General features: G+C 69.4%; 27 protein-coding genes. 19 read left to right on the top strand and 8 right to left on the bottom strand.

The genetic code is table 11. The annotated features are described in order from the left end of the window. Positions 1-8: 8 nt before the first annotated feature. The gene (locus tag ACIBB8_RS09175; protein WP_398950004.1) at positions 9-665 is read left to right on the top strand and encodes an MBL fold metallo-hydrolase; all 657 of its coding nucleotides are present in this window, start codon (positions 9-11) and stop codon (positions 663-665) included. Positions 666-713: 48 nt separating this feature from the next. Next, positions 714-1,493: an exodeoxyribonuclease III gene (locus ACIBB8_RS09170; protein WP_398950002.1), complete on the top strand. Its 780-nt coding sequence runs from the start codon at positions 714-716 to the stop codon at positions 1,491-1,493. A 257-nt stretch (positions 1,494-1,750) separates the two neighbouring features. Here the strand turns inward: ACIBB8_RS09170 and ACIBB8_RS09165 are convergent, their stop codons facing one another. Together ACIBB8_RS09165 and ACIBB8_RS09160 are read right to left on the bottom strand one after the other, a co-directional pair. Then, positions 1,751-2,023: a mycoredoxin gene (locus ACIBB8_RS09165; protein ID WP_398950001.1), complete on the bottom strand. Its 273-nt coding sequence runs from the start codon at positions 2,021-2,023 to the stop codon at positions 1,751-1,753. Between the two features lie 61 nt (positions 2,024-2,084). Continuing rightward, positions 2,085-3,317: a Cmx/CmrA family chloramphenicol efflux MFS transporter gene (locus ACIBB8_RS09160; RefSeq protein ID WP_398949999.1), complete on the bottom strand. Its 1,233-nt coding sequence runs from the start codon at positions 3,315-3,317 to the stop codon at positions 2,085-2,087. A 565-nt stretch (positions 3,318-3,882) separates the two neighbouring features. On the opposite strand from ACIBB8_RS09160, the gene ACIBB8_RS09155 reads away from it, so the two are divergent. From ACIBB8_RS09155 to ACIBB8_RS09135, 5 genes are all read left to right on the top strand, one after another. Further along, positions 3,883-4,323 carry a DUF6278 family protein gene (locus tag ACIBB8_RS09155; protein WP_398949997.1) on the top strand — a complete coding sequence of 147 codons (441 nt, stop codon included), beginning with the start codon at positions 3,883-3,885 and terminating at the stop codon, positions 4,321-4,323. A 124-nt stretch (positions 4,324-4,447) separates the two neighbouring features. Continuing rightward, a complete protein-coding gene (locus tag ACIBB8_RS09150; protein ID WP_398949995.1) occupies positions 4,448-5,191 on the top strand; it encodes an amino acid ABC transporter ATP-binding protein in 744 nt (247 codons plus the stop codon). A gap of 14 nt (positions 5,192-5,205) precedes the next feature. After that, positions 5,206-6,117 (top strand): glutamate ABC transporter substrate-binding protein, encoded by a 912-nt coding sequence (locus tag ACIBB8_RS09145; protein ID WP_398949993.1) that lies wholly within the window; start codon positions 5,206-5,208, stop codon positions 6,115-6,117. Between the two features lie 17 nt (positions 6,118-6,134). Further along, a complete protein-coding gene (locus ACIBB8_RS09140) occupies positions 6,135-6,779 on the top strand; it encodes an amino acid ABC transporter permease (RefSeq protein ID WP_398949991.1) in 645 nt (214 codons plus the stop codon). Next, a complete protein-coding gene (locus tag ACIBB8_RS09135) occupies positions 6,776-7,642 on the top strand; it encodes an amino acid ABC transporter permease (protein WP_398949989.1) in 867 nt (288 codons plus the stop codon). The genes ACIBB8_RS09140 and ACIBB8_RS09135 overlap by 4 nt, the downstream gene beginning before the upstream one ends. 109 nt (positions 7,643-7,751) lie before the next feature. Here ACIBB8_RS09135 and ACIBB8_RS09130 read toward each other — a convergent pair whose 3' ends face one another. After that, positions 7,752-8,498: a DUF4232 domain-containing protein gene (locus ACIBB8_RS09130; RefSeq protein WP_398949987.1), complete on the bottom strand. Its 747-nt coding sequence runs from the start codon at positions 8,496-8,498 to the stop codon at positions 7,752-7,754. Positions 8,499-9,122: 624 nt separating this feature from the next. On the opposite strand from ACIBB8_RS09130, the gene ACIBB8_RS09125 reads away from it, so the two are divergent. Then, on the top strand, positions 9,123-9,485 hold the full coding sequence (locus ACIBB8_RS09125; protein ID WP_398950116.1) for a DUF6191 domain-containing protein: 363 nt from the start codon (positions 9,123-9,125) through the stop codon (positions 9,483-9,485). An 83-nt stretch (positions 9,486-9,568) separates the two neighbouring features. Here the strand turns inward: ACIBB8_RS09125 and ACIBB8_RS09120 are convergent, their stop codons facing one another. Further along, a complete protein-coding gene (locus tag ACIBB8_RS09120; protein WP_398949985.1) occupies positions 9,569-10,447 on the bottom strand; it encodes a methyltransferase domain-containing protein in 879 nt (292 codons plus the stop codon). A gap of 163 nt (positions 10,448-10,610) precedes the next feature. Next, positions 10,611-11,831: an Ig-like domain-containing protein gene (locus ACIBB8_RS09115; RefSeq protein WP_398949983.1), complete on the bottom strand. Its 1,221-nt coding sequence runs from the start codon at positions 11,829-11,831 to the stop codon at positions 10,611-10,613. A gap of 226 nt (positions 11,832-12,057) precedes the next feature. Between ACIBB8_RS09115 and ACIBB8_RS09110 the strand changes: the two genes are divergently transcribed. The 5 genes from ACIBB8_RS09110 to ACIBB8_RS09090 all read left to right on the top strand — a co-directional run bounded on the left by ACIBB8_RS09110 (position 12,058) and on the right by ACIBB8_RS09090 (position 17,835). Beyond that, a complete protein-coding gene (locus tag ACIBB8_RS09110; RefSeq protein WP_398949981.1) occupies positions 12,058-13,230 on the top strand; it encodes a lipid II:glycine glycyltransferase FemX in 1,173 nt (390 codons plus the stop codon). Then, positions 13,227-14,915 carry a murein biosynthesis integral membrane protein MurJ gene (murJ, locus tag ACIBB8_RS09105; RefSeq protein ID WP_398949979.1) on the top strand — a complete coding sequence of 563 codons (1,689 nt, stop codon included), beginning with the start codon at positions 13,227-13,229 and terminating at the stop codon, positions 14,913-14,915. Before ACIBB8_RS09110 ends, murJ begins: the two co-directional genes overlap by 4 nt. Positions 14,916-15,017: 102 nt before the next feature. After that, complete coding sequence (locus ACIBB8_RS09100) at positions 15,018-15,701, top strand: response regulator (RefSeq protein ID WP_398949977.1); 684 nt, start codon at positions 15,018-15,020, stop codon at positions 15,699-15,701. After that, positions 15,698-17,134 (top strand): ATP-binding protein, encoded by a 1,437-nt coding sequence (locus ACIBB8_RS09095; RefSeq protein ID WP_398949975.1) that lies wholly within the window; start codon positions 15,698-15,700, stop codon positions 17,132-17,134. Before ACIBB8_RS09100 ends, ACIBB8_RS09095 begins: the two co-directional genes overlap by 4 nt. A gap of 203 nt (positions 17,135-17,337) precedes the next feature. After that, positions 17,338-17,835 carry a hypothetical protein gene (locus tag ACIBB8_RS09090; protein ID WP_398950114.1) on the top strand — a complete coding sequence of 166 codons (498 nt, stop codon included), beginning with the start codon at positions 17,338-17,340 and terminating at the stop codon, positions 17,833-17,835. A 235-nt stretch (positions 17,836-18,070) separates the two neighbouring features. Here ACIBB8_RS09090 and ACIBB8_RS09085 read toward each other — a convergent pair whose 3' ends face one another. Beyond that, entirely contained in the window at positions 18,071-18,814 is a 744-nt protein-coding gene (locus ACIBB8_RS09085) for a hypothetical protein (protein ID WP_398949973.1), read from the bottom strand. A gap of 104 nt (positions 18,815-18,918) precedes the next feature. Between ACIBB8_RS09085 and ggt the strand changes: the two genes are divergently transcribed. After that, positions 18,919-20,721, top strand: a complete 1,803-nt coding sequence (gene ggt, locus ACIBB8_RS09080; RefSeq protein WP_398949971.1) for a gamma-glutamyltransferase — start codon at positions 18,919-18,921, stop codon at positions 20,719-20,721. 102 nt (positions 20,722-20,823) lie between these two features. On the opposite strand, the gene map is transcribed toward ggt, so the two are convergent. Continuing rightward, positions 20,824-21,591 carry a type I methionyl aminopeptidase gene (gene map / locus ACIBB8_RS09075; RefSeq protein ID WP_398949969.1) on the bottom strand — a complete coding sequence of 256 codons (768 nt, stop codon included), beginning with the start codon at positions 21,589-21,591 and terminating at the stop codon, positions 20,824-20,826. Positions 21,592-21,666: 75 nt separating this feature from the next. Here map and ACIBB8_RS09070 point away from each other — a divergent pair, with 75 nt between their 5' ends. Further along, positions 21,667-21,939, top strand: coding sequence for a helix-turn-helix domain-containing protein (locus ACIBB8_RS09070; RefSeq protein ID WP_398949967.1), 273 nt, complete (start codon positions 21,667-21,669; stop codon positions 21,937-21,939). 22 nt (positions 21,940-21,961) lie between these two features. On the opposite strand, the gene ACIBB8_RS09065 is transcribed toward ACIBB8_RS09070, so the two are convergent. Then, positions 21,962-22,606 carry an NAD(P)-dependent oxidoreductase gene (locus tag ACIBB8_RS09065; protein ID WP_398949965.1) on the bottom strand — a complete coding sequence of 215 codons (645 nt, stop codon included), beginning with the start codon at positions 22,604-22,606 and terminating at the stop codon, positions 21,962-21,964. 132 nt (positions 22,607-22,738) lie between these two features. Here ACIBB8_RS09065 and ACIBB8_RS09060 point away from each other — a divergent pair, with 132 nt between their 5' ends. From ACIBB8_RS09060 to ACIBB8_RS09045, 4 genes are all read left to right on the top strand, one after another. Continuing rightward, positions 22,739-23,119: a winged helix-turn-helix transcriptional regulator gene (locus ACIBB8_RS09060; protein WP_398949963.1), complete on the top strand. Its 381-nt coding sequence runs from the start codon at positions 22,739-22,741 to the stop codon at positions 23,117-23,119. A 10-nt stretch (positions 23,120-23,129) separates the two neighbouring features. Beyond that, the gene (locus ACIBB8_RS09055; protein WP_398949961.1) at positions 23,130-23,519 is read left to right on the top strand and encodes a PPOX class F420-dependent oxidoreductase; all 390 of its coding nucleotides are present in this window, start codon (positions 23,130-23,132) and stop codon (positions 23,517-23,519) included. 322 nt (positions 23,520-23,841) lie between these two features. Continuing rightward, a complete protein-coding gene (locus tag ACIBB8_RS09050; protein WP_398949959.1) occupies positions 23,842-24,684 on the top strand; it encodes a nitrilase-related carbon-nitrogen hydrolase in 843 nt (280 codons plus the stop codon). Next, positions 24,681-25,964, top strand: coding sequence for an aspartate aminotransferase family protein (locus ACIBB8_RS09045; protein ID WP_398949957.1), 1,284 nt, complete (start codon positions 24,681-24,683; stop codon positions 25,962-25,964). Before ACIBB8_RS09050 ends, ACIBB8_RS09045 begins: the two co-directional genes overlap by 4 nt. Positions 25,965-25,988: the final 24 nt, after the last annotated feature.

The following is a 25,988-nucleotide window of genomic DNA, read 5'->3' as shown; positions in this document are numbered from 1 at the left end:
TGGGGACCATGAACGCTGCGAACCCCGTGCACCTGACCCTGACGAAGAAGACGCACTCCTGCATCCGCCTGGAGAAGGACGGGCGGACGCTCGTCATCGACCCGGGCGGCTTCTCGGAGGAGGACGCGGCACTCGGCGCCGACGCGCTGCTGGTGACGCACGAGCACGCCGACCACTTCGACGAGAACCGGCTGCGGGCCGGTATGGAGGCCAACCCGGCCGCGCAGATCTGGACCCTGCGCAGCGTCGCCGACCAGCTCTCCGCGGCGTTCCCCGGGCGCGTCCACACCGTCGGGCACGGGGACACGTTCTCCGCGGCCGGCTTCGACGTACAGGTACACGGCGAACTGCACGCGGTGATCCACCCCGACATCCCGCAGATCACCAACATCGGCTTCCTGGTGGACGGCTCGCTCTTCCACCCGGGCGACGCGCTCACCGTGCCCGACCACCCCGTCGACACCCTGATGCTCCCGGTGATGGCCCCCTGGAACAAGATCTCCGAGGTCATCGACTATGTACGCGAGGTCAAGCCGAGGCGTGCCATCGACATCCACGACGCGCTGCTCACCGATCTCGCCCGCCCGATCTACGACCGGCAGATCGGCAGCCTCGGCGGCACCGATCACGGCCGGCTGACCCCGGGTGACTCGACCGGCCTGTGACCGGCGCCGGTCCGGCGACTGTCAGTGGGAGCCGCTAGGTTTACGTACATGCGCATCGCCACGTGGAACGTCAATTCGATCACCGCCCGCCTCCCGCGGCTGCTGGCCTGGCTGGAGAGCACCGGCACGGACGTGCTGTGCATCCAGGAGACCAAATGCGCGGCCGAGCAGTTCCCGGCGGACGAGCTGCGCGAGCTCGGCTACGAGTCCGCGGTCAACGCCACGGGCCGGTGGAACGGGGTCGCGCTGGTCTCCCGGGCCGGACTGGCCGACGTCGTCATGGGGCTGCCCGGCGGCCCCGATTATGAGGGCGTGCAGGAGCCCCGGGCGATCTCGGCGACCTGCGGCCCGGTCCGTCTCTGGTCGGTGTACGTGCCGAACGGCCGCGAGGTCGCCCACGAGCACTACGCCTACAAGCTGCGCTGGTTCGAGGCCCTGCAGAAAGCGGTCGCCCCCGACGCCGCGGGCTCCCAGCCGTTCGCGGTCCTCGGCGACTTCAACGTGGCGCCGACCGACGAGGACGTCTGGGACCCCGCCCTCTTCGAGGGCGCCACGCATGTCACCCCCGCCGAGCGCGCCGCCCTCGCCACCCTCCGCGCGGAGGGCCTCTCGGACGTGATGCCGCGCCCGCTCAAGTACGACCGCCCGTACACCTTCTGGGACTACCGCGAGCTGCGCTTCCCGAAGAACAAGGGCATGCGGATCGACCTGGTCTACGGCAACGCCCCCTTCACGGCGGCGGTCAAGGACAGCTACGTGGACCGCGAGGAGCGCAAGGGCAAGGGTGCGTCCGACCATGCGCCGGTGGTCGTCGACCTGGACTTGTGACCGCCGTCCGGTGACGTCCGCTGATCCCGGCGCACTAGGGCGTGTTTCGAAAGCCCCGCCTGCCTGGCGACGCCTGGCACGCTCGCTGCGTTGTCGGGCTCGCCCCGATACGCCCAGTATCGGGGCGACCCTCCGCCTTGCGATCGCACGCACCAGACGCCGCCAGGCCCGCCCTGCGGGCGGGCGGCGCTGCTTTCGAAACACGCCCTAGGGCGCCTCGATCAGCGACGTCCTGGGACACCCTGCAGACCCGTAGCCTACGACGCTTCCAGCTGCGGCGCATGGGCCCGGACCGCGTCGAGCACCTCCCGCTTGGACGGGTTGACCATCGCGTGCCCCGCCACGGACACCGTCGGAACGGTCTCGTTCCCGTCGGCGACCGAGCGGACGAACGCCGCGGCCTCGGGATCCCGCCAGATGTTCACCCCGGTGTACCTGAGGCGGGTGAACCGGAGCTGCAGGCGGAGCTTCATGCAGTACGGGCAGCCGGGCCGCCAGTAGACAACCATGCCGTCGCGGTCCTCGGTCATGCGCTTCCCCCTGTTCGCCCGCGTACGAGGGCGAGCATGTCAGATCGGCCCGGGCCGATTGTCAGTGGTTGCCGATACGGTGATCCCTGTCATTGTCCCGCTTGCCGGCTGCTCGCGAAGGCTTGGACCGCACCGCCCGTTCAGCGCCGGACGGGGCGTCGTATGCGGACCACGCGGCGGTCGCGCCGAGCGCCAGGACCATCAGCAGCGCACTCACCCACAGCGGCGACCGGAAGCCGAACCCCGCACCGATCGTGATGCCGCCGAGCCAAGGCCCCAGCGCGCCGCCCACGTTGAAGGCGGCCGTGGAGAACGAGCCTGCCAGTGTCGGCGCACCGGACGCCGACTGGAGCACCCGCGAGATCAGCGCTGTTCCGGTGCCGAACGCGAGCATGCCTTGGATCAGGACGAGTGCGACGACCGCGACCGGGCTCCCCGCGGTCAGCGCGAGCCCGGCCCAGCCGGCGGTGAGCGCCACCAGCCCGGCGGTGGTGACGGCGACCGGTCGCGCATCGACGATACGGCCCGCGACGGTGACACCCAGGAACGAGCCGACCCCGAACACTGCGAGCACCGCGGGCACCCACCCGGCACCGACCCCCGTGACCCGGGTGACCAGCGGCTCCAGATAGGAGAACGCGCAGAAGGTCGCGCCCTGCACGAGCGCGCTCGTCAGTAGCGTGAGAGCGAGCCGCGGCTCGGTCAGGGACCGCAGTTCGGCACGCCCGCTCACCGCGTGGGACTCGGCCCGCTCGCCGGGGATCGTCCTGGCGATCACCGCAAGGGCCGGTACGGAGACGAGGGCGACGGCCCAGAACGCGGCGCGCCACCCCCAGTGCCCGCCCAGCAGCGCGCCGGCGGGCACCCCCGCCACGCAGGCGACGGTGACACCGCCGACTACGACCGACGTGGCGCGAGCCCGGGCACCGGGTCCGGCCACGGAGACCGCGGTCACCAGCGCCACGGCCCAGAAACCCGCGTTCGCCAGCGCTCCGACGACCCGTGTCGCCAGCAGCACGCCGTATCCGGGTGTGACCGCGCCGATGACATGGACGGCGGTGAAGACGGAGAGGAAGAACAGCAGCGCGCGACGCCGGGGCCAGTTCCGGCTGAGGAGCGCCATCGCGGGCGCGCCGACCACCATTCCGACCGCGAACGCCGACGTCAGCAGGCCGGCAGCCGGGATGGATACGTGCAGGTCATTGGCGATGTCCGAGACCAGACCGGACAACATGAACTCGGAGGTGCCCTGGGCGAAGACGGCGAGCCCGAGCGCGTAGACAGCAAATGGCATGAAGAAACCCCATGGGCAGACTGATGGACGGACCAGGCAGGGGGTGTGGGCCGTGCCCGCCCGACAGGTCGAGCGGCAACGCGGACGAACGTCAGGTCTGTTCACGGACGTGACGCGACAACGCGGCAGGCAGCCGTCGTGGCCGGGAATCTGCGCATGAGTGCATAGGGGAAGCGCAGCCCACACTGCGGTGGTCCTGCGGCGGCAGCCGGACAGAAGCGATCCTCCGGCCTGATCGGCCGTGCGGGATCGACTCGACAGCGGGTCAGCCACCGGCGGGACCGGTGGCTAGAGTCTGTTCGCCTCGGGGCTGGACATGATGGCGAACGTATCAGTCCGGATCACTCCACCTCCACCCCGTCAAAGAGAATGGTCCGCACACGAACCTGGCTACGGGACGCCCCTTGGGCCGCGTGATCGCGATGGGCCGGTGTGACGGCCTGCCCGGCGGTGGCGACGGCGCGCGCGGCGGCGTACCGGTGGGTGTGCGCACCTGGTTCAGCACTCGAACGACAGGCCGCGCGCCTGTGGTGCGCAACCGGGCCGGGATGGGACCCTGAGTGGTATGAACATCCCCTTCTTGGACAACTGGCGTAAGCGTCACAACGGTGGGCACGGAGCGGGCCTCGCGGCCGCCGTCGAGGCCGACCCGGACGGCGTGGCCGAGCTGCTCGCCGAGTGCGAGCTGCTGCGTGTCCGAGCAGGGCAACGAGGGCTCGAACTCGACGACACACCGGCCTCGTTGACGGCGCTCGACCAACTGCCGCCCCGCTGGCGGGACGACCCGGAGGAGCTGCCCTGGCTGGGTAACGACGCCGGTCTGTACCTCGGCACCGTCCTGGTGCGGAACGTCTCCGGCGCCGTCTGGCACATCTGGCCCAGCGGGCAGCCGGTGGTGCGGCTCGCCTCCGGGCGCGAGATCGATGTCGTCGAGGCCGGGCTCGACTGGGCGATGGCCGGCAGCCCTGAGCTCTCGCAGGTGTACGCGGAGTCGGCCGAAGGCTAAGAGCCAACTCTGAAACCTAATAAAACGCCTTATATCCCATTTGTGCGTGTCGGGTACGAAGTCCCTTGCCGGGATGGATAGTTTGCGCTGACCTCGACACAGCGACAAGTGGGTAGGGCAGCGTATGGCCGTCGATCCGTTGATCGAGCTGCGGAACGTCAATAAGTACTACGGAAGGTTGCACGTACTGCAGGACATCAATCTCTCCGTCGGCCGCGGGGAGGTGGTGGTGGTCATCGGCCCCTCCGGCTCGGGCAAATCGACGCTCTGCCGGACCATCAACAGGCTCGAGACGATCGAGTCGGGCTACATCGCCATCGACGGCAGGCCCCTCCCGGAGGAGGGCAAGGGACTCGCGGAGCTGCGGGCCGAAGTCGGGATGGTCTTCCAGTCCTTCAATCTCTTCGCGCACAAGACCGTGCTGGCCAATGTCTCGCTCGCCCAGCTCAAGGTCCGCAAGCGCAAGAAGGACCAGTGCGACCTGCGGTCCCGGGAGCTGCTGGAGCGGGTCGGGCTCGCCTCCCAGGCTGACAAGTACCCCGCCCAGCTCTCCGGCGGCCAGCAGCAGCGGGTGGCCATCGCCCGCGCCCTCGCCATGGACCCCAAGGCCCTCCTCTTCGATGAGCCGACCTCGGCGCTCGACCCGGAGATGATCAACGAGGTTCTGGAGGTCATGCAGCAGCTGGCCCGGGACGGCATGACCATGGTCGTCGTCACCCACGAGATGGGGTTCGCCCGGTCCGCGGCCAACCGCGTGGTCTTCATGGCCGACGGCCGCATCATCGAGGACCGCACCCCGGAGGCCTTCTTCACCGCCCCGGAGACCGACCGGGCCAAGGACTTCCTGTCCAAGATCCTCAAGCACTGACGGGAGGCTCCCTGTTGCGTACGAGAAGAATTCTGGCCGCCTGCGCGGGCCTTCTGCTGGCCGTCCTCGCCGTCGGCTGCGGGAAGGAGGGCAGCCCCCCGGTGAAGGGGCCCAAGCCCGGCCAGCTGCCGGTCTACAAGGTCGACACCGTTTTCCGGCTGCCCGAGTCGAAGACCTGGACCAAGGCCAAGAAGCGCGGTTATCTCCAGGTCGGAGCCAAGGAGGACCAGCCCTATCTGGGCGAGAAGGACCCGGCCACGGGTATCTACTCCGGTTTCGACATCGAGATCGCCCGGATGATGTCGGCCTCGCTCGGCTTCGACCCGAAGACGATCCGCTTCAGGACGATCGCCTCCGCCAACCGCGAGACCGCGCTGCAGAACGGGCAGATCGACTACTACGTCGGCACCTACACCATCAACGCCATGCGTAAGAAGCTCGTCGGGTTCGCCGGGCCGTACTTCATGGCGGGCCAGTCCCTGCTTGTCCGCACGGACGAGCACGACATCAACGGCCCGCAGGACCTGGCCGGCAGGACCGTCTGTTCGGCCGCGGGCTCGACCCCGTACCAGCGCATCGCGGCCGACTACCCGGAGGCGATCCTGGTCGCGTACGACACGTACTCGATCTGCGTCGACAATCTGCTGACGTACCAGGTCGACGCCGTCACCACCGACGACGCCATCCTGCTGGGCTTCGCGGCCAAGGCGCCCAAGGAGCTGAAGGTGGTCGGCAAACCGTTCTCCGAGGAGCCGTACGGCATCGGCGTCCCGCGCAGTGACAACGCGCTCCGGTTCGCGCTCAACGACGCCCTTGAGGCCAATGAGAAGAACGGCAACTGGAAGAAGGCGTTCGAGGCCACGCTCGGCCTGTCCGGAGTGCCCGCGCCGACTCCGCCGCCCATCGACCGCTACCCGGCGACCTGAGGGGACGGTCCACGACCATGGACGTACTCACACAGAACTTCTCGCTCTACGCCACAGGCTTCCTCGGCACCCTTGAACTCACCGTCTACGCCTCGATCCTGGCGTTGCTCCTCGGCCTCGTCATGGCCTCGTTCCGAGTGGCGCCCGTCGGCTCGCTGCGCGTGTTCGGCACCGTCTGGGTGACGGTGCTGCGCAACACCCCGCTGACTCTGCTCTTCTTCGCTGTCCTGCTCGGTCTGCCACGCTTCGGTTTGGTCCTGCCGTTCAAGGTCTTCGCGATCCTCGCACTCGGCTGCTACACCTCCGCGTTCATCTGCGAGGTGATCCGCTCCGGCATCAACACCGTGCCGCAGGGGCAGGGCGAGGCGGCCCGCAGTCTTGGAATGACCTTCGGACAGACACTGGGCAACGTGGTGCTGCCGCAGGCGTTCCGCTCGGTGATCCCCCCGATCGGTTCGACGCTCATCGCCCTCGCCAAGAACTCGGCGATCGCGGGGGCGTTCAGCGTCACCGAACTGCTCGGCACCTACAAGACCCTCAACGAGCTGGGCTACAGCATCATCTGGACCTTCGTCTGGATCGCCGTCGGCTACCTCATCATCACCTTGTCCATCAGCGCGCTCTTCAACGCGCTGGAGAAGCGCTACGGAGTGGCCCGATGACCCACACGCAGGCCGCCACCGCGCTCTACGACATCCCGGGCCCGCGGACCCGGAAACGCCACTTCGTGTACGGAATCGTCTCGACGCTCCTGATCATTGCCCTGGTCGGCTGGATCATCTATCTGCTCTTCGAGACGGAGCAGTTCACCAGCGCCAAGTGGACCCCCTTCGAGTACAAGGGCATCCAGGAGCTCCTGCTGCGCGGGCTCGGCAACACACTCAAGGCATTCGCCTGCGCGGCTGTGCTCTCACTGGCCCTCGGGGCGGTCCTGGCCGTCGGCCGGCTCTCCGAACACCGGGCGGTGCGCTGGCTGGCGACGCTCGTCGTGGAGTTCTTCCGGGCCATGCCCGTCCTGGTGATGATCTTCTTCATCTTTGTGGCGCTGAAAGTGCAGCCGCTGCCCGCACTGGTCGCCGGACTGACCCTCTACAACGGCTCGGTGCTTGCCGAGGTGTTCCGTACCGGCATCAACTCGGTGGAGCGCGGCCAGCGCGAGGCCGCGTACGCACTGGGGATGCGCAAGACGCAGGTCATGACCTTCGTGCTGGCCCCGCAGGCGGTTCGCGCGATGCTGCCCACCATCATCAGCCAGTTGGTGGTGGCCCTGAAGGACACCTCGCTCGGCTATCTGATCACGTACGAGGAGTTCCTCCACGCGGGCAAACTCATCGCGTCCAACCTCGACTACGATCTTCCCTTCATCCCCGTCGTGATGGTGATCTCGCCGATCTACATCGGGATGTGCATGCTGCTCTCCTGGTTCGCCACCTGGGTGGCCAAGCGGGAGCGGCGCAGTCCGAAGACGGAGGCCGTGGAAGTCGCACCGGCCGAGCCGGGAACGGTGCTGCCGGGAGTGCACTAGGGCGGCAGCAGCCGGTGATCACAACTCGCGCAACGGGACGGACAGGTACGAGGGGTCCGCGCCCGGCGAGACGCGCGCCACGGGCGGGGCCGGTTGGCGTGGGGCGCGTTCAGGACTGTGTGTCGGCCTGAGTCATGGAACTGACCGCGTCCGCGATCGTGTTCCTGTACAGGCCAAGCTTGGGCTTGAGTACCTTCGTGCCGGTGCCGAGCGGGAAGTTGAGCGTGTTCGCGTTGGGCATATGGTCGCCGTCGGCCAGCACATTCATCTCGTCGATCTTGGGCACGGTCCCGGTGGTCGCGCCGCTCGGATTGAGGTCGATCACCGCGTAGGCGGTGTGTCCGGCCCGGACCGGGTATGCGGGTGCCCCACCGAGGCCGCTGGGGATCAGTGGCCTGACATCGTGGCTGTGGTCCGCGGACTTCGAGTTGCCCAGGCTGACCCGTGGGTAGTAGCTCAGGCCGCAGGTGTTCACGCCGACGTTGCGCACCTTGATCACCCGCTGGGTGGGCGCACCGGCCCGGCGGGCCACGTGTACCGACAGCTTCTGCATCTCGCACGGGTGCGGGTAGGCGTCACTGTCGCTGTTGGCGTTGCCGCCGGCCGCCTTCGCGCTGCCGGCGTTCACGGTGACGGCGTTCGTGGTGCCGGTGTTCTGCACGGCGTCGCTGGTCTTCACCGACCCGGTGGACCACGAGGACCCCACCGCAGCCGCAGCGGCTACAGAACTGTCCGCCGAGTCGGCGGCCTTCGTGCCGATCCCCTCCCCACCGCAGGCGGTCGATGCCAGAGCGAGTACCGCAGTGGCGGTGGCGCCGACGACGGTGGCGTGGTGACGGTTGTGGAACGTACGCATGAGGGTCCCCCCAAGTGTGACAGCACGACAAAGACATGGGGCCTGCGGGCGAACCGCCCGTGACCTCCTGACACTCATCACTCTCCTGCTCGGCGCTCACGTCCTGTTGGCGCACCGCTGACGCCCTGCTGACGTCCTCGCCGGCCGGAAGCCCCCCGGCGCAGACGGGTCTGCCCTGGTGTGGGGTCAGCACAGCCAGGAGGGCGGCTTTGTTCACGGCGACGTGACGGCGTGCACGCCGGCGGACCCGGACGCCCGCTGTGCCATGATCCGCCGCGTCCCGAGCCGCGGCCGCGAGGCACGGGTCGCGCCGGCCCGACTTCGCACCGACGGAGCAGCCATGGGCGTGGGGAACGGCGGCGTGAGCGGGCGCTGTGGTCGTGCCGGTTCAACGAGCGTCGCCCGGCCGGGCCGTACTCCGAACGAGCTACTGGCGGCGGCGGGAGTCCTGGGCAGGCCTCCGCGGCGGGGAGCTTGCCTTCGGCTTTTCGCGCGACTTTTGATGTCACTCCCGTCCGGACGAGAGCAGCAGCGCACGGTAACCGTCGTTCTCCAGACTGCGAGGTGTCTCATGAGACAGCGGCGGCTGAGCCGCCTCTCCTTACCGAATTCCCGGACAGCTCTATGCTGCTGCCGAAAACATGCTGCCCGGTGGTCAGCAGACTGCCGGCAGGAAACAACGGCGCCCAGAGGAGAGAGCACTTGCTGCTTGTGGCTGGCAGCGTCGTCATCGCCTTATGGCTGGTCCTCTTTATGTGGGTCGGCTGGCGTCGGCGCAAGCGTGGCGGCGGCGGAGCATCAACCGCTGAGGCGTGGAGTGAGCTCTTCCATCCATCACAGCGACACGTCCAGCAGGAGCGGGAACGCCAACTCGTCCTCCGAGACGACGCCGAATCCGGTGCACCGCCGAGCTCCGTTGACCTCGACTCGGGCAAGGCGGTTATCCGTCCGATGCGGAGCCCCACGAGCAGGCACGACGCACCCTAAGGGCTGTCCCGTCATCCCTGGCGGGCGCACGACGACAGCTGCGGCACCTCGCTGCCAGGACAGGCGGTCGGCGAGCGTGGCGGTCACGGGGCAGGTTTGCCGGCACGGACCATGACGTAGCCCATTTTGTCCCGGCACAGGCCGAGGATCAGCGGATAGGCCGAGTCCAGTTGCGTGGCCATGTCGGCGCCCAGGAGTTCCTCGATCTGCTGGCGACGTGCCGCGAAGATCTGGGGGATCAGGTGGTAGGTGGGTGTGAAGTCGCCGGTCCTGTCACGCACGCGGTCGATGGTGAAGCTGGCCTGCCGGGCGAGGGCTGGGTAGTCGTCGAGGGAGCCGGGCAGGCGGGCGAGCGCGAAGCCTGCGCGGAACAGCGCCACATCCTGGTCGGTGAACGCGACGTGTTCGAAGCAGTCCGCGAGGACGAGCCGGCCACCGGGACGCAGGACGCGCTTGGCCTCGTGCAGAGCACGGGGGCGGTTGGCGAAGTGGGCGAACGACTCGATCGCCCACACCGCGTCGAACGACGCGTCCTCGAAGGGCAGGTTCATCGCGTCGGCCTGCAGGAACTCGGTGCGGTCGGCGACGCCGGCGCGGGCGGCGCGGTCGCGGGCCTGCTCGACCTGGGCGCTGCTGGCGGTGATACCGAGGACCTGCCCGCCGGAGGCGTGGGCCAGACGCACCGTGGGCCGTCCGGTGCCGCAACCCATGTCCAGCGCACGTTGCCCGGGCCCGAGGGCGAGCTCGTCGATCAGTTCGTCGGTCCACCGGTCCTGCGCCGCCGTCAGCTCCTGCCACGCCTCGTCCGCCGACAGCGTCCGCCCGGGATTCGGGCGCACCCCGTCGTCCCACATGCCCAGGTGCATGCTGTCACCCATCGTCAGGCTGTACAGACCCCCCAAGCGGTCGTACCACGCTCCGACCTCCTGCACCGAAGGCGCCTGATCCGCTGCCTGTTCCACGACATCCTCCCTGCGCGGACCGGTCCGGGCCGATACGCCGCGCCCGGCTCCTTTCGCCGTGCGCCCTTCAGAGTGCGGGGCCGGTGAACCTGGAGGGAAGGGCGCGTGGGGCAGAGCTCGGCGCACCTCGGTGCGCCCCCGCACCACAGCGGCTCGAAAGGGATCAGTGGAGCGCGCTCTTCGCCTGCCAGTCGGACCAGGACACATTCCACGCCCCGTAGCCGTTGCCCTCCGCGACCGTCCCCTTGGCGTCAGCGCCGGTGATCTCGAACGGGTCGCCGACCTGCGCCTCCTTGTACAGTTCCGCGGCGTTCGCATTGCTCATTCCCACGCAGCCGGAACTGTGGTTGGCGACCCCGAAGTACGCGGCGTTCCACGGCGCGGCATGGGCGTACATCCCCGACCAGGTCAGCCGCATCGACGAATCGACCATCTTGTCGTACGCATCGCCCAGACCGACCGTCTCGGAGCGCATGTTGATGGTGCCCTCCTTCGCCATCAGTACGGCCGTGCCGCGCCAGGACGCCTTCTGGCCGCCCGGGGTGCCCGCCGACATCGGCACGTCCATGACCGTCTTCCCGTCCCGGTTCAGCGCCAGCCGGTGACGGTCGAGGTCGACCTTGACCACCTGGTTGCGGCCGATGGTGAAGGTCGTCCGGTAGTCGCGCACGAACCAGCCGCCGGCCGTTCCCGAGTCGATGCCGTTGAGATCGGCGTCGAGCGTGACGCGGGTACCGGGCTTCCAGTAGTCCTTGGGCCGCCAGTCGACGCGCTCCTTGCCGGAGTAGTCCTGCAGCCAGCCCCAGGAACCCTCGGTGTTGTTCGACGTGGACACCTTGAGTGCCTTCTCGACCGCCGCCTTGTTCTTCACCGGGTTGTCGAAGACGATCGACAGCGGCTGGGCGATACCGACCGTGGTGTTCTTGCCGGGGGCGAGCGTCAGCTTGTTGACCTTGTCGGCCTCGGCTGTCGAGAAGCCGGCGCGGTCCGTGCCACTCCTGGTGTCCGTCGCCTCGACGCTGTACTCGGTGCCGGGTGCGGCGACCCGGTCCGAGGTCCAGCTGCGTCCGTCGCCGGATATCCGGCCGGTGAGCGCGTCACCCTCGGATGCGGTCACCTTCACCGTCTTCAGCTTTCCGTCGGCCAGCGTCACCTTCACCGGCTTGCCCGCGGTGGCGCTCGTGCCCTGGAGGTTCACCGAGATCCTGGTGTCCGGAGCCGGAGAGGTCCCGGCGGCGTGACCGGGACCGGTGTCCGATGCGGCGGCGCCGCCGGAGCAGGCGGTCAGGGTGGCGCCGAGCACCGCCGTTCCGGCTATCAGGGTGAGCCGGGCCGGGCGGGCCAGGGATGCGGTACGGCGTATGTGCCGGCGTGCAGAGGACAACGGAAAACCTCCAGGGCTGTGCTTCTCACCGGTGGAGAGGCATTCACCCGACTTTAGGTTCCTCAAATCCCTGACGAGCCATGGATTCCGTTGTGTGACAAGGAATGGAGCGCAACGGTCATCGTCCCGTCACAGGCGCCGCTCGGACCCGTCATGGACCGCTGTGAGCATCCTGTGCAGCCCCGCCGAGCCGAATGGAGGGGCGGGACCAGGGAGGGCCACGGACATGTCAGCGCTGCTCGCGACCGGTGACCGAAGAGGTGAACAGGGGATGCGGATACGCAGCCTGAGCGCAGCCGAGCATCGGACGGGTGTGACCGCGCGGCCGGGGGCGAGCTTTCTGCAGTATCCGTCCTGGGCCGGAGTGAAGGACCAATGGACGTCGGAAATGGTCGGATGGCACGGCGCCGACGGTGAATTGGCCGGCAGCGCGCTGGTCCTCTACCGGCAATTCCCGGGCACCCGTAAATACTTTGCCTATCTGCCGGAAGGGCCGGTGGCCGACTGGGCCGATCCGGAGATCGACCGATGGCTGCGGCCGTTGATGGCGCATCTACGGAAGGCGGGCGCCTTCGCCGTACGCATGGGGCCATCACCGGCGTACCGGCGCTGGGACACCACCCGGCTCAAGGCGGCCACCGGGCCGGGCCGGAAGGTCCGCGATGTGCTGGCGGCCGAGGTGGACCCGCTCGGTACCGCCGTCGCCGACCGGCTCCGGGCGCGCGGCTGGCGGCGGTGCGGCGGGGACGGCGACGCCGGTAACGACGCCGACGCACAGCCGCGCTACGTCTTCCAGGTGCCGCTCGCCGGACGCACCGCTGACGATCTGTGGACGGGGCTCAACCAGGAGTGGCGTCGCAACATCCGCAAGGCGGAGAAGTCCGGTGTCCGGATCGTCGTCGGTGGCGCGGCGGAGCTGCCCGAGTTCCACCGGCTGCTGCGGATCACCGAGGAGCGCGACGGCTTCCGGCTCGGCCGCTCCCTCGCTTACTTCCAGCGTCAGTACGCTGTGCTCAACGCCGAACAGCCCGGCCGGATGCAGCTCTATCTCGCCGTCCACGAGGGCGAGATCCTTGCCGCGCACACCATGATCAGCGCCGGTCGGCGGGTCTGGTACCAGACGGGCGCGTCCGCCGACCACCGGCGCGAGGTCCGCCCCAGCAACGCCCTCCAGTGGCGGATGATGCTCGATGCGCACGCCCTCGGCGCCGAGCTGTACGACATGCGGGGGGTACCCTCCACCCTTGACCCCGACGACCGCTCCTTCGGACTGCTGCGCTGGAAGCTCGGCACCGGTGGGCAGGTCGTCGAGACCCTCGGGGAGTGGGAGACATCGGTGGGCGGAGCAGCCAACAACACGCTGTACAGGGCGTTCCAAGCGTACCTGGCCCGCCGGTGACCGCCGCGCGGACGACCGGGACGGTCGTGCAGGAGGGGCCGGACGGACGGCAGAAGCCGGGCTCGGTGCTGCGCAGCGGCGCCGTCATGGCCGCGGGGTCGGTCGTCTCGCGGGCGACCGGGTTCATTCGCTCGGCGGTCGTCGTCGCCGCCCTCGGTACCGGACTCACGGCCGACGGCTACACGGTCGCCAACACCGTCCCCAACATCCTCTACATGCTCCTGATCGGCGGAGCCCTCAACGCCGTGTTCGTCCCGGAGCTGGTGCGGGCCGCCAGGGAACACAGCGACGGCGGCGCCGCGTACACCGACCGGCTGCTCACCGTCTGCACGGTCGGCCTCGTCGCCCTCACCGCGCTCGCGGTCGTCGGCGCCCCGCTGATCGTCGGCGCCTACACGGACTACTCCGGGGAGCAGGCGGAGCTCACGATCGCGCTGGCCCGCTACTGCCTGCCGCAGATCCTTTTCTACGGGCTCTTCACCGTCCTCGGCCAAGTACTCAACGCCCGGAACCGGTTCGGCGCAATGATGTGGACCCCTGTCCTCAACAACGTAGTCATCATTGCGGTGTTCGGGCTCTATCTGGTGGTCGCGTCCAGTTCCGGAGGGGAGTTGACCGCCACCCATGCCCGGCTGCTGGGCTGGGGGACGACCGCCGGGATCGTCGTACAGACGCTGGCCCTGGTGCCCGCGCTCCGCGCCGCGAAGTTCCGCTGGCGGCCCCGGTTCGACTGGCGGGGGAGCGGCCTGACCCGCCCGCTGCGGTCGGCCGGATGGCTCGTCATGCTGGTACTGGCGAACCAGGGCGCCTACTGGGTGGTGACCCGGCTCTCCACCATCACCGGACAGCACGCCGTCGAGGAGGGTGTGGTGGGCGGCGCGGGCTACACCGCGTACAGCTACGCCTTTCAGCTGTGGGTGGTGCCGCAGGGCATCGTGACCGTCTCGCTCGTCACGGCGCTGATGCCGCGGATGAGCCGGGCGGCGGCCGACGGCGACCTCGCGGGGGTGCGCCGCGATGTCTCGTACGCGCTGCGGACCACGGCCGCGGTGGTGGTGCCCGCAGCGGGTGTGTTTTTCGCGCTGGCGCCGTGGGTGATGGGGGCCGTGTTCGGGTACGGCCGGACCGGCGACGCCGATATCGCGGTGATGGCGGGGATGATGATGGCGTTCGCGCCGGGGCTCATCGCGTACTCCGGGCAGTACGTGCTGTCCCGTGGGTTCTACGCGATGAGCGACACCCGTACGCCGTTCTTCCTGAACCTGGTGATCGCGGCGCTCAACGCCGGACTGTCGGCGCTCGCCTATCTGATGCTGCCTGCGCGGTGGGCGGTGACGGGGATGGCGGGGGCGTACTCGGTGGCGCTCTTCGCGGGGTTCGCGGTCACCGGGTATGTGCTGCATCGCAGGGTGTCTCAAAGCGCCCGGGGACCGAGGTCGGTGCTGTGGCGCTCGGCCGGGCTGTGGGCGCATGCGCGGCTGGTGGTGGCGTGTGTGCCGGCAGGGGCGCTGGCGTACGGGGTGGCCCGGGCGTGCGACGGATTCGGGGATTTCGCGGCCGCCGGGGCGGGTACGGCAGTGCTGCTTGGCGTGGTGGGGGTGCTGGCCCGGCCGCTGCGGTTGAGCGAGGTCAGCGCGATGCTGGGTGCGGGGCGCGCGCGGATCCGCGGGGCCTGGGGCCGGTGAGAGGGCGCCGTTCGCGTCCGGCCGACGATCCGTTCTCCTTGGCCGGACGGGCTTGATGAGGTGCAGGACAGTTTCGATCATGATCGTTGGGATACTGGTGCCATGCCGCGTGTGCTCCTGATCGAGGACGACCCCTCCGTACGGGAAGGGGTCGAGCTCGGGCTGCGTCGGCGCGGGCATGAACTCCGGGCCGTGGAGAGCGGGGAGGCGGGACTCGGTGCGCTGGCGGAGTTCCGGCCGGATCTCGTCCTGCTGGATCTGATGCTGCCCGGCATGAACGGCGTCCAGGTCTGCCGTCGCATAAGGGAGACCAGCCAGCTGCCGATCATCATGCTCACGGCACGCGGCGACGACTTCGACGTGGTCGTCGGGCTGGAGGCCGGGGCCGACGACTACATCGTCAAACCCGCCCGTACCGAGGTGATCGAGGCCAGGATCCGGGCCGTGCTGCGCCGGCTCGCCGAGCCGGTCGGGCGCAGCGGCATCGAATTCCACGGCGAACTCGCCGTCGACCGCGCCGGGCTGTCCGTCGCCAAGGCGGGGGAGCGCCTTCTGCTCGCCCCCTCCGAACTGAAGCTGCTGCTGTACCTGTCGGCCTCGCCCGAGCAGGTCTTCAGCAGGCAGCAACTCCTCGAATACGTGTGGGAGCACAGTTACCACGGCGACGCGAGGCTCGTCGACGCCTGTGTGCGGCGGCTGCGGCAGAAGATCGAGGACGTGGCGGGCAGCCCCCGCTACATCCAGACCGTCCGCGGCTTCGGCTACCGATTCGGACCGCTCGCATGAGACTTCTGGCCGCCCGGTTCGGCCTGCGCATCCGCCTCATATCCGCTTTTCTGCTGGTCGCGGCGATCAGCGCGGCCACCACCGCGACCCTGACCTACCGCGAGGCCCGGTCCGCGATCCTTCAGCAGGCGCAGGACACGGCGGTCGCCCAGTTCCGGGACCGGATCACCGCACAGGCGGTGTCCCTGCCGGTCGACGCGAGCCGGCTGCAGACGATGTGCCAGACCCTGGCCCGAGAGGGCAAGCCGCACACCTGGATCGTCTTCGCCGAATACGCGGACCTGAAGGTCTCGTCCTCGGACCGGCCCGTCTCCAACGTGATCACAAGCGAACTGCGCGATGCGGCACGGAACACCGCGCACGCCTCGTTCCAGCGTGTCGTCAAGGACGGTAAGCCCTGGCTGACGATCGGGATGCCCGTGATGTTCGACCGGGGCCAGGGGCGTCAGCCCACCGGGCTTGTCCTCTACGCCGTGATGCCGCTCGCCCCTGAGGAGGCCAATGTCAGCGCCATGGTCACCGCGGCCCGCGACGGTGCCCTGCCCGCCCTCCTCATCGCGCTGGTGCCCGCACTGCTTGCCGCCCGCAGTGTGCTGCGTCCGGTACGCGATCTGCGGCGGGCCGCCGCCGGTATCGGCCGCGGCGAGCTCGACACCCGAATCGAGGTGAAAGGTTCGGACGAACTCGCCGATCTGGCCTGGACGTTCAACGAGTCGTCGACCAAGCTCCAGCAGTCCGTGGCGGAGCTCCGGCGGGCGGAGGAACGGGCCAGACGCTTCGCCTCCGATGTCTCGCACGAGATGCGCACCCCGCTCGCCGGGATGCTCGCCGTCACCGAGGTCCTGGACGAGGACGCCGCACACCTGAACGCCGATACCGCGGCAGCCGTGCGGCTGATCAGCGCGGAGACCGGGAAGCTGGCCACACTGGTCGAGGACCTGATGGAGATCTCCCGCTTCGACGCGAAGGCCGCGGATCTCCATCCCGACGAGGTCGATGTCGCCGAGATGATCCGCAAGACCCTCCAGAGCAGACGCTGGGAGGACCGGGTCGACACCGAACTCCCGCACGGTATAAGGGCGGTGCTCGATCCGCGCCGTTTCGACGTGATCGTTGCCAATCTGGTCGGCAACGCACTGCGGCACGGCGCCGAGCCGGTCGCCGTACGGGTGTGGACCGAGCGGCGGGACGGGAAGGACCTGCTGGTGACCGAGGTCGCGGACAGCGGCCCCGGGATCGACACAGCCGTGCTGCCGCACATCTTCGACCGGTTCTACAAGGCCGACGCGGCACGAACCCGGTCGGCGGGGAGCGGACTCGGTCTGGCGATCACGCAGGAGAACGTACGGCTGCACGGTGGCACGGTTCACGCCGGCGACAACCCGTCCGGCGGTGCGGTGTTCACCGTCGAGCTGCCACGGGAGGGGGTGTGAGGCGGCTGCGCGCCCCAGGGCGTGTTTCGAAAGTCCCGCCTGCCTGGCGGCGTCTGGCACGCACGCCCGCTGCGTTGTCGGGCTCGCCCCGATACGACCGGTATCGGGGTGACCCTCCGCCTTGCGATCGCACGCACCAGACGCCGCCAGGCCCGCCCTACGGGCGGACGACGCTACTGTCGAAACGCGCCCTGGTCGCGATGATGGCGTTCGTGCTGTTGGCGACCGGGTGCGGCATCCGGGCCTCGGACGTGGTCGAGGTCGGCGATCCGGCGACGGTGGAGGTGGCCCCGGGGAGCCGGCAGGGCACGCTGCTGTACTTCATCTCCTCGTCCTCTCCGGGCACGCTGCTGCCCGTCGTACGGCAGATCGGCATACCGGTGCAGGGTGCTTCCTCGGGCATGGGAGATCTGAAGAGCTCGGCGGGCAAGCCGCTCGTCCTGCTGTTCGGCGGCCCCTCCAGAGCGGAGCTGGATGCCGGACTGACGACGGAACTCCCCCAGGGCCATGTCGGGTTGAGTATGACCGTGACTCGCAGCGGGGTGCTGGTCCGACTGGACATCCCTGTCACCGGACTTTCCGGACTCGCCCAGCAGCAGCTGATCTGCACGGCAGTCCACTCCAGCGTGGCCGATCCGGGTGCGGCGGTGACGCTGTCCGGCACCGACGGCTCCGTCGGGCCCACCCACTGCACCGTCTGACCGTCCGTGGGCGGACTCGGGGACGAGACCGTCGGACCGGGTGCCCACGGCCGGGGCCCGGAGCTGCCGACCCGGGCGCTCGACGAGGCGATCACGCTGATCGGGACGTTTTCCGGGGGCGGTGGGCCGGTGACTGACCTTGGACGGCGAGTCTCCCAGATGTCGGGGCTCGAACCCGCCCCGGTGCAGCCCGCCCCGGTGTGGGCCGGGGCGGTCGGGCCGGAGCCGCCGCGAATCAGCTCGACGCGCGGTGTGAGGTCCGCGGCTCGGGTACGGGGGTCTGCGCCGCCCGTGTCACATCCGCGACCAGTTCCACCACATCGGGGCCGTACGCCTGCGAGTTGACCACCTTCAGCAGCAGGCAGAACGTGTTGTTGCCGTGCTTGCGCGACAGCTTCTCGTAATGGCGGGCCAGGTAGCGTGTGGCCGCCTGATTGGTGATCGCCCGCTGCCCGCAGAACAGGAAGACCGGACACGTCTCGTGACTGACCGTCAGCCTGGCGAGCACTACGTACTCGGTGACACCCTTCTCCGCCCGGTAGCACTCGGAGCCGATCTGGAAGGCGCCGCGATCCGGGCCCGGCTCCGGATCCGTGTTCACCTTCACGCCCGGCAGCAGCGAATGCAGATGGGCGGCCATCCGGCGATTGGAGCCCGGACCGCCGACGCAGAACTCGGTGCGCTCGCCGAAGCCCTGCTGGGTGACGTCGTGCGAGAGGATTTGCGCGTGCGCCGAGCAGTCCTTGATCAGCGCGGAGAGTTCGAGCAGGGCGAAGACGTCGCGGCGGTGGACGGCGCCGTCGCCGCCCGCGTCGCGGTTGACGACGAGCAGGCACTCGGAGTTCCCGGACAGTCCGAAGAACGCCTGCTTGCGACGGAGCTTGCGGCGCCAGAGGTAGGTACGGGCGATCCAGCCGAGGGCGGCGCTGATGCCGGCGGCTATCACGCCGAGCACGATGTTGCGTACGTCGTCAGTCATGGGCGGGCATGTTAGCGGTGATTCGGATCAATGTTCACTGCGGTCCTGACGAGACGTAGGAGGCGGAGTTACCCTGCGCGGACGATCCTTCACTGGAGGTGCGCATGCGACGTTCCGTCGCGCGGAATGTGTCGTTGTTGGGTGTTCTCGCCGCTGTCGTCTCGGTCGGGGCGGCTGCACCGCCCTCGTCCGCACCGCCGATATCGCCGCCCCCCAAGTCGCCCGTCGCCGTGGGCTACGGCGGCGCCGTAGCCAGCGTCGACGCGGATGCCACGGCCGCCGGGATCGAGGTGCTTCGCAAGGGCGGCAACGCCGTGGACGCCGCCGTGGCGACCGCGGCCGCGCTCGGTGTGACGGAGCCGTACTCGTCGGGCCTGGGCGGGGGCGGCTACTTCGTCTACTACAACGCCAAGAAGCACACCGTGGAGACCATCGACGGCCGCGAGACCGCGCCGCGAAGCGCGGACTCCTCCCTTTTCCTGGAGGACGGCAAGCCCCTCGCCTTCGCGGACGCCGTCACCAGCGGTCTGGCCGTCGGCACGCCCGGCACCCCGGCCACCTGGGCCACCGCGCTCGACGCCTGGGGCAGCAAGCCACTGAGCGCGCTGCTGAAGCCGGCCGAGCGGCTCGCCAGGGATGGGTTCGTCGTCGACTCCACCTTCCGTTCGCAGACCGAGGGGAACCAGGCCCGGTTCGCCGACTTCCCGGACACCGCGAAGCTCTTCCTGCCCGGCGGGCAACTGCCCGTGGTCGGCTCCGTCTTCAAGAACCCCGACCTTGCGCGTACGTACGAGAAGGTGGGCCGCGACGGCATCGACGAGCTGTACCGCGGCGACCTGGCCGACGACGTCGTCCGGACCGTCCGCAACCCGCCCGTCGACCCGAAGGCGAGCCGGGTGGTGCGCCCCGGCGACCTCACGGCGAAGGACCTGCGCTCCTACCGTGCCCTGCGGCAGGCGCCGACCAAGGTCGGCTACCGGGGGCTCGACGTGTACGGCATGGCGCCGTCCTCGTCCGGTGGTACGAGCGTGGGCGAGGCGCTCAACATCCTTGAGAACACCGACCTTTCGCGGGCGAGCGAATCCCAGTATCTGCACCGTTACATCGAGGCGAGCCGGATCGCGTTCGCCGACCGCGGGCGGTGGGTCGGCGACCCGGCCTTCGAAGACGTACCGACGCGCGGACTGCTGAGCCAGCGGTTCGCCGACTCGAGGGAGTGCCTGATCAAGGACGACGCGGTGCTGGCCAGCCCGCTCGCGCCCGGCGACCCGCACCGTCCGGCCGACTGCGCGAACCGTGGAACCGCCGCCCCGACGACGTACGAGGGGGAGAACACCACCCATCTGACGGCCGCCGACAAATGGGGCAACGTCGTCGCGTACACCCTGACCATCGAGCAGACCGGCGGCAGCGCCATCACGGTTCCGGGGCGCGGTTATCTGCTCAACAACGAGCTGACGGACTTCTCGTTCGCGCCCGCCAACCCGGCGGTGCACGACCCGAATCTGCCCGGTCCGGGCAAGCGGCCGCGGTCGTCGATCTCGCCGACGATCGTGCTGAAGCACGGGCAGCCGGTACTGGCCCTGGGCTCGCCGGGCGGCGCGACGATCATCACCACGGTGCTGCAGTCGCTCATCGGCACGGTCGACCGCGGTCTTCCGCTCGTCGAAGCGATCGCGGCGCCACGCGCCAGTCAGCGCAACTCGCCGACGACCGAGCTCGAACCCGCGCTGTGGAACAGTCCGCTGCGGACGGAACTGGAGTCGCTCGGCCACGCCTTCAAGCTGAACCCGGAGATCGGTGCGGCCACCGGTGTGCGGCGGCTGCCGGACGGGAGGTGGCTCGCGGCAGCGGAGAAGGTGCGGCGCGGCGGTGGATCCGCCATGGTCGTGACGCCGAGCGGCTGAATGTGATCATGCGTCAATAAAACGACCCACGGGGCTGGTTCGGGGCTTTCTGGCGGCCAGGACCGGCCCCGTGGCCGTGACGGGCGCATGGGGCCGGGTTGTTCAGAGGGCGGTGAGGACGCGGGGCCCCTCGTCCGTGATCGCCACCGTGTGCTCGGCGTGCGCCGCCCGGCTGCCGTCGGAGGTGCGCAGTGTCCAGCCGTCCCGGTCCGCATGGAACGCGTCGTGCCCGCCGCCGATCAGCATCGGTTCGATCGCCAGCACCATTCCGTGCCGCAACGGCATGCCGCGGCCCGGTCGTCCCTCGTTGGGGACGGCCGGGTCCTCGTGCATGGAGCGGCCCACGCCGTGGCCGCCGAACCCTTCCGGAATGCCGTATCCGGCGGTCCGGCAGACCGTTCCGATCGCGTGTGCGATGTCTCCGATCCGGTTGCCGACTACCGCCGCCGTGATCCCCGCGTCCAGTGCGGCGAACGCCGTGTCGATCAGCCGGCTGTCCGCGGGCCGGGCGCGGCCGACGGTGAAGCTGACGGCCGAATCGCCGACCCAGCCGTCGAGCGTCGCGCCCGCGTCGATGCTCACGAGATCGCCGTCGCGCAGCCGCTGGTCGGTCGGGACGCCGTGCACGATCGCGTCGTTGACGGACGTGCAGATCACCGCGGGGAAGGGAGTGGGTGCGAAGTGTGGCCTGTAGTTCAGGAACGGCGACCCGGCGCCCGCCTCGCGCAGTACTCCGCGCGCCACCTCGTCGAGTTCGCGCAGCGAGACGCCGACCGCCGCCGCTTCCCGTACGGCTGTCAGGACCTGGGCCACGACCCGCCCGGCCTCGCGCATCGCCTCTATGGATGTATCCGTCTTGAGCTGCACCATGCCCATTACTATACCGGTCGAAGCGGTATGAGAATAACGGCGGCATGAGAATACCGGCGGCACTAGAATGCGGGCATGGTACGAACGCCTCTCACCCCGGAAGAACGCCTTCGCGGCGAACGGCTCGGCCGCCTGCTCCGGGAGGCGCGAGGCACGCGCAGCATGGTCGAGATCGCCGCGAACGCCGGAATCTCCGCCGAGACGCTGCGTAAGATCGAGACCGGCCGCGCCCCGACCCCCGCGTTCTTCACCGTTGCGGCACTGGCCGGCGCACTCGGTCTCTCCATGGACGATCTGCTGATCCGCTGCGCCGGGGAACCGGACACGGCCGTCCGGCTGGCCGGGTAGCGCCGGGCGGTCCCGGGCCTGCTCAGTCGGCGACCGCCAGCTGAATGCGATGGTGGCGCGGTGTGTCGATCTCGTCGAGCAATGCAATCGCCAGGTCCGGGTGCGAGATGTGCCCGGTGCCGTCGAGCACCGTGCCCACCGCGCTGCGATATCTGCCGGTGCGGGGACCCGCCACGTCCAGGTCCATCGGCGGCACCACCATGACCCAGTCCAGCTCCTCGCCCGCCGCGGTCAGGGTCTCGAACTCGGCGACATGGCCCTGTGAGAAGGCCCGGTACGCCTCCGGGAAATCCGGTGCGTCCATCACCCGTACCCCTGGCGCGGTCTCCAGCGTCGACGCGATTCCGACGGCCACGAGTCGCCGCACCCCGGCCGATCCCAGTCCCGCGACCAGCGCCTGGGCCGCCGCGACGAAGTACTCCTCGGACGGGATGTCCAGCCGCGCCGAGGCGTTGACCGCCGCGTCGTGGCCGGCCGTGACGGCCGCCACCGACCCGGGATCGGTGGCGTCTCCCCGTACGACCTTGATGCCGGGACAGGCCAGGTCCGGACAGCGGGCCGGGTCGCGGACCACGGCCGTCACGGTGTGCCCACGACGGACGGCCTCCGCGACCGCCGCGCGACCGACCCGGCCACCGGCCCCGAAGACGGCGATCCTGCTGCTCATGGAAGTCCCCTGCTCTCTGCTGCTGCGTACGGTCTCTGCGGTGCTGGGATGACCGTAGGACCTGACCCCTCGGTTACTTCAAGGGAACTCGGTTACGGCCGCCCCGCGGGGGAGTGCGTTAGCGTCGGGAGGATGAGGGAACCTCTGGCCGCCGACCTGTTCGACGACCCCGACTGCGTGCAACGGGTGCAGCCGCTCCGGGTCGGCGACAAATGGACCGGCATGGTGCTGCGCTGCCTGCAGGACGGCCCGCGCCGCTTCTCGGAGCTGCGGGTGCCGCTGCACCGGGTTACTCCGAAGGTCCTCACCGAAACGCTGCGGGCCATGGAGCGGGACGGCTTCCTCATCCGCACTGTCCACGACGAGCGGCCGCCGCGGGTCGAGTACGAACTGACGGCGCTGGGCCGCTCCCTGCTCGGTCCGCTCGACATGGCCTGCGCGTGGACCCGGGAGCATCTTCCGGAGCTGGTGAGTGCGCGTGCGGCATACGTGTCCGGCAGGCAGGACGCGTAGGGTCACGCCCGTGACTCCTCAGACACTCCAGGACTTCGACCGCGGCGAGTACGTCAGCCTGACCACGTACCGGAAGGACGGCACGCCCGTCGCCACGCCCGTGTGGGCGGCGGCCGACGGCGAGGAGCTGTTCATCTGGACCCGGAGCGACTCGTGGAAGGTCAAAAGGATCCGGAACAACAGCCGGGTCATGGTGACCGTCTGCGACGTGCGCGGCCGGATCGCCGACGGCGCGCCGAGCGCCGAGGGTACGGCGCGGCTGCTCGACGAGGCGGGGACGCGTGCCGTACGCCGGTTTCTGGCCCGCAAGTACACCTGGAAGTTCTGGCTGGTCGACTGGCCGGCCATGGTCGTACGCCTCGGCAGGCGGCCGCACACCGGGATCGCCGTCACCTTCTGAACGGCGACGACGGCCGGCGGGGCGCTGTCCTGGAACGCCGCTACGGCGAGCGCCGGTGGCGCGGTGTGGAGCACGGTCCACGAGCCGGTCACCCGTACCTGCTTCCGTGCCGGGTTGGCCTGTCGGCGTGGCATCTGCTCTCCCCAGGGGAAGGAAGAGAGAGTGTGAACCGCACGGGTACGAAACATGATCGACTCGGCCGGTTCACGACGACGGTCTTGCCCCGCCGTGTGGCGGGGCTTACGTTCTCCTCCTGTGCACCGAATCTACGTGCGTAGAAAACGCGTAGAGGCTCTCTGACGCCGCGTCGAAGGAGCAGCTCATGTCCCACGTCGTACGCGCCGCACTCGTCCAGGCGACCTGGACCGGCGACACCGAATCCATGATCGCCAAGCATGAGGAACATGCTCGCGAGGCCGCCCGGCAGGGGGCGAAGATCATCGGTTTCCAGGAGGTGTTCAACGCGCCCTACTTCTGCCAGGTGCAGGAGCCCGAGCACTACCGCTGGGCCGAGGCCGTCCCGGACGGGCCGACCGCCCGGCGGATGCAGGAGCTCGCCCGCGAGACGGGCATGGTGATCGTCGTGCCGGTCTTCGAGATCGAGCAGTCCGGCTTCTACTTCAACACCGCCGCGGTGATCGACGCCGACGGTTCGTACCTCGGCAAGTACCGAAAGCACCACATCCCGCAGGTCAAGGGGTTCTGGGAGAAGTACTACTTCAAGCCCGGAAACGCCGGCTGGCCGGTCTTCGACACCGCCGTCGGCAAGGTCGGTGTCTATATCTGCTACGACCGGCACTTTCCCGAGGGCTGGCGTCAACTCGGACTCAACGGAGCCCAGTTGGTGTACAACCCGTCCGCGACCTCGCGCGGCCTCTCCAGCTACCTCTGGCAGCTGGAACAGCCCGCGTCCGCTGTGGCGAACGAGTACTTCGTCGCCGCGATCAACCGCGTCGGCCAGGAGGAGTACGGCGACAACGACTTCTACGGCACCAGTTACTTCGTCGACCCGCGCGGCCAGTTCGTCGGGGAGGTGGCCAGCGACAAGGAGGAGGAACTCCTCGTCCGCGACCTCGACTTCGGTCTCATCGAGGAAGTGCGCCAGCAGTGGGCGTTCTACCGTGACCGCCGCCCCGACGCGTACCAGGGACTGGTGGAGCCGTGAGCAGTCTGCACCACCGCCACCTCGCCGTCAGCCCTGAATGGCTCGCGCTCTACTACCGGCATCCGCTGGAGATCACCCACGGTGAGGGCCGACATGTCTGGGACGCGGACGGCAAGCGCTACCTCGACTTCTTCGGCGGCATCCTCACCACGATGACCGCTCACGCGCTGCCCGAAGTGACGAAGGCGGTCACCGAGCAGGCCGGGCGGATCATCCACACCTCGACGCTGTACCTCAACCGGCCGATGGTCGAACTGGCCGAGCGCATCGCCACACTCTCCGGCATCCCCGACGCCCGGGTCTTCTTCACCACCTCGGGCACCGAGGCCAACGACACGGCGCTGCTGCTCGCCACCACGTACCGCAGGTCGAACCAGATCCTCGCGATGCGCAACAGCTACCACGGCAGGTCGTTCTCGGCCGTCGCCATCACCGGCAACAAGGCCTGGTCGCCGACGAGTCTGTCACCGCTGCAGACGCTGTACGTCCACGGCGGGGTCCGGACCCGGGGCCCGTACGCGGAACTCGGCGACGCACAGTTCATCAAGGCGTGCGTGGCCGATCTGGAGGACCTGCTCGGGCACACCCGCGGCGCCGCCGCGCTGATCGCCGAACCCGTCCAGGGTGTCGGCGGGTTCACCTCCCCGCCCGACGGCCTGTTCGCGGCATTCCGTGAAGTCCTGAACCGGCACGGCATCCTGTGGATCTCCGACGAGGTGCAGACCGGCTGGGGCCGTACCGGCGAACACTTCTGGGGCTGGCAGGCGCACTCCCGGAACGGCCCGCCGGACATCCTCACCTTCGCCAAGGGCATCGGCAACGGCATGTCGATCGGTGGCGTCGTCGCCCGCGCCGACGTCATGAACTGCCTGGACGCCAACTCCATTTCGACGTTCGGCGGCTCCCCGGTCACCATGGCGGCGGGCCTCGCCAACCTGTCGTACCTGCTGGATCACGACCTCCAGGGCAACGCCCGACGCGTCGGCGGGCTGCTCATCGAGCGGCTGCGGGCGATCGGCGCGGGCTCGGAGTGCGTGCGTGAAGTGCGCGGCCGGGGCCTGATGATCGGCATTGAGCTGGTGAAACCTGGCACCGACGAGGCCAACCCAGAGGCGGCAACCGCTGTGCTCGAAGCGGCCCGCGAGGGCGGGCTGCTCATCGGCAAGGGCGGCGCGCACAACACCAGCGTGCTCCGGATCGCCCCGCCGCTGTCGCTGTCCATCGCCGAGGCGGAGGAGGGCGCGAAGATCCTCGCCGCCGCACTGCGGACGGTGGGGTGAGGCGACTGGGTGTTCCGGCGGGCC

The sequence above is a fragment of the Streptomyces sp. NPDC051286 genome (genome assembly GCF_044455345.1).
Taxonomy (GTDB): Bacteria; Actinomycetota; Actinomycetes; order Streptomycetales; family Streptomycetaceae; genus Streptomyces.
Note: the sequence above shows the minus strand (reverse complement) of the source record. Positions and strands in the feature narration are given on the sequence as shown.

Excerpts from the sequence above, each read along its gene's own strand:
- ACIBB8_RS09100 (WP_398949977.1), top strand. The coding sequence starts at position 15,018 with ATGCCGCGTGTGCTCCTGATCGAGGACGACCCCTCCGTACGGGAAGGG.
- ACIBB8_RS09150 (WP_398949995.1), top strand. The coding sequence starts at position 4,448 with ATGGCCGTCGATCCGTTGATCGAGCTGCGGAACGTCAATAAGTACTAC.
- ACIBB8_RS09050 (WP_398949959.1), top strand. The coding sequence starts at position 23,842 with ATGTCCCACGTCGTACGCGCCGCACTCGTCCAGGCGACCTGGACCGGC.
- ACIBB8_RS09095 (WP_398949975.1), top strand. The coding sequence starts at position 15,698 with ATGAGACTTCTGGCCGCCCGGTTCGGCCTGCGCATCCGCCTCATATCC.
- ACIBB8_RS09155 (WP_398949997.1), top strand. The coding sequence starts at position 3,883 with ATGAACATCCCCTTCTTGGACAACTGGCGTAAGCGTCACAACGGTGGG.
- ACIBB8_RS09125 (WP_398950116.1), top strand. The coding sequence starts at position 9,123 with ATGCTGCTGCCGAAAACATGCTGCCCGGTGGTCAGCAGACTGCCGGCA.
- ACIBB8_RS09130 (WP_398949987.1), bottom strand. The coding sequence starts at position 8,498 with ATGCGTACGTTCCACAACCGTCACCACGCCACCGTCGTCGGCGCCACC.
- ACIBB8_RS09065 (WP_398949965.1), bottom strand. The coding sequence starts at position 22,606 with ATGAGCAGCAGGATCGCCGTCTTCGGGGCCGGTGGCCGGGTCGGTCGC.
- ACIBB8_RS09170 (WP_398950002.1), top strand. The coding sequence starts at position 714 with ATGCGCATCGCCACGTGGAACGTCAATTCGATCACCGCCCGCCTCCCG.
- ACIBB8_RS09140 (WP_398949991.1), top strand. The coding sequence starts at position 6,135 with ATGGACGTACTCACACAGAACTTCTCGCTCTACGCCACAGGCTTCCTC.
- ggt (WP_398949971.1), top strand. The coding sequence starts at position 18,919 with ATGCGACGTTCCGTCGCGCGGAATGTGTCGTTGTTGGGTGTTCTCGCC.
- ACIBB8_RS09160 (WP_398949999.1), bottom strand. The coding sequence starts at position 3,317 with ATGCCATTTGCTGTCTACGCGCTCGGGCTCGCCGTCTTCGCCCAGGGC.
- ACIBB8_RS09090 (WP_398950114.1), top strand. The coding sequence starts at position 17,338 with ATGGCGTTCGTGCTGTTGGCGACCGGGTGCGGCATCCGGGCCTCGGAC.
- map (WP_398949969.1), bottom strand. The coding sequence starts at position 21,591 with ATGGTGCAGCTCAAGACGGATACATCCATAGAGGCGATGCGCGAGGCC.
- ACIBB8_RS09070 (WP_398949967.1), top strand. The coding sequence starts at position 21,667 with ATGGTACGAACGCCTCTCACCCCGGAAGAACGCCTTCGCGGCGAACGG.
- ACIBB8_RS09085 (WP_398949973.1), bottom strand. The coding sequence starts at position 18,814 with ATGACTGACGACGTACGCAACATCGTGCTCGGCGTGATAGCCGCCGGC.
- ACIBB8_RS09060 (WP_398949963.1), top strand. The coding sequence starts at position 22,739 with ATGAGGGAACCTCTGGCCGCCGACCTGTTCGACGACCCCGACTGCGTG.
- ACIBB8_RS09165 (WP_398950001.1), bottom strand. The coding sequence starts at position 2,023 with ATGACCGAGGACCGCGACGGCATGGTTGTCTACTGGCGGCCCGGCTGC.
- ACIBB8_RS09135 (WP_398949989.1), top strand. The coding sequence starts at position 6,776 with ATGACCCACACGCAGGCCGCCACCGCGCTCTACGACATCCCGGGCCCG.
- ACIBB8_RS09110 (WP_398949981.1), top strand. The coding sequence starts at position 12,058 with ATGTCAGCGCTGCTCGCGACCGGTGACCGAAGAGGTGAACAGGGGATG.
- ACIBB8_RS09175 (WP_398950004.1), top strand. The coding sequence starts at position 9 with ATGAACGCTGCGAACCCCGTGCACCTGACCCTGACGAAGAAGACGCAC.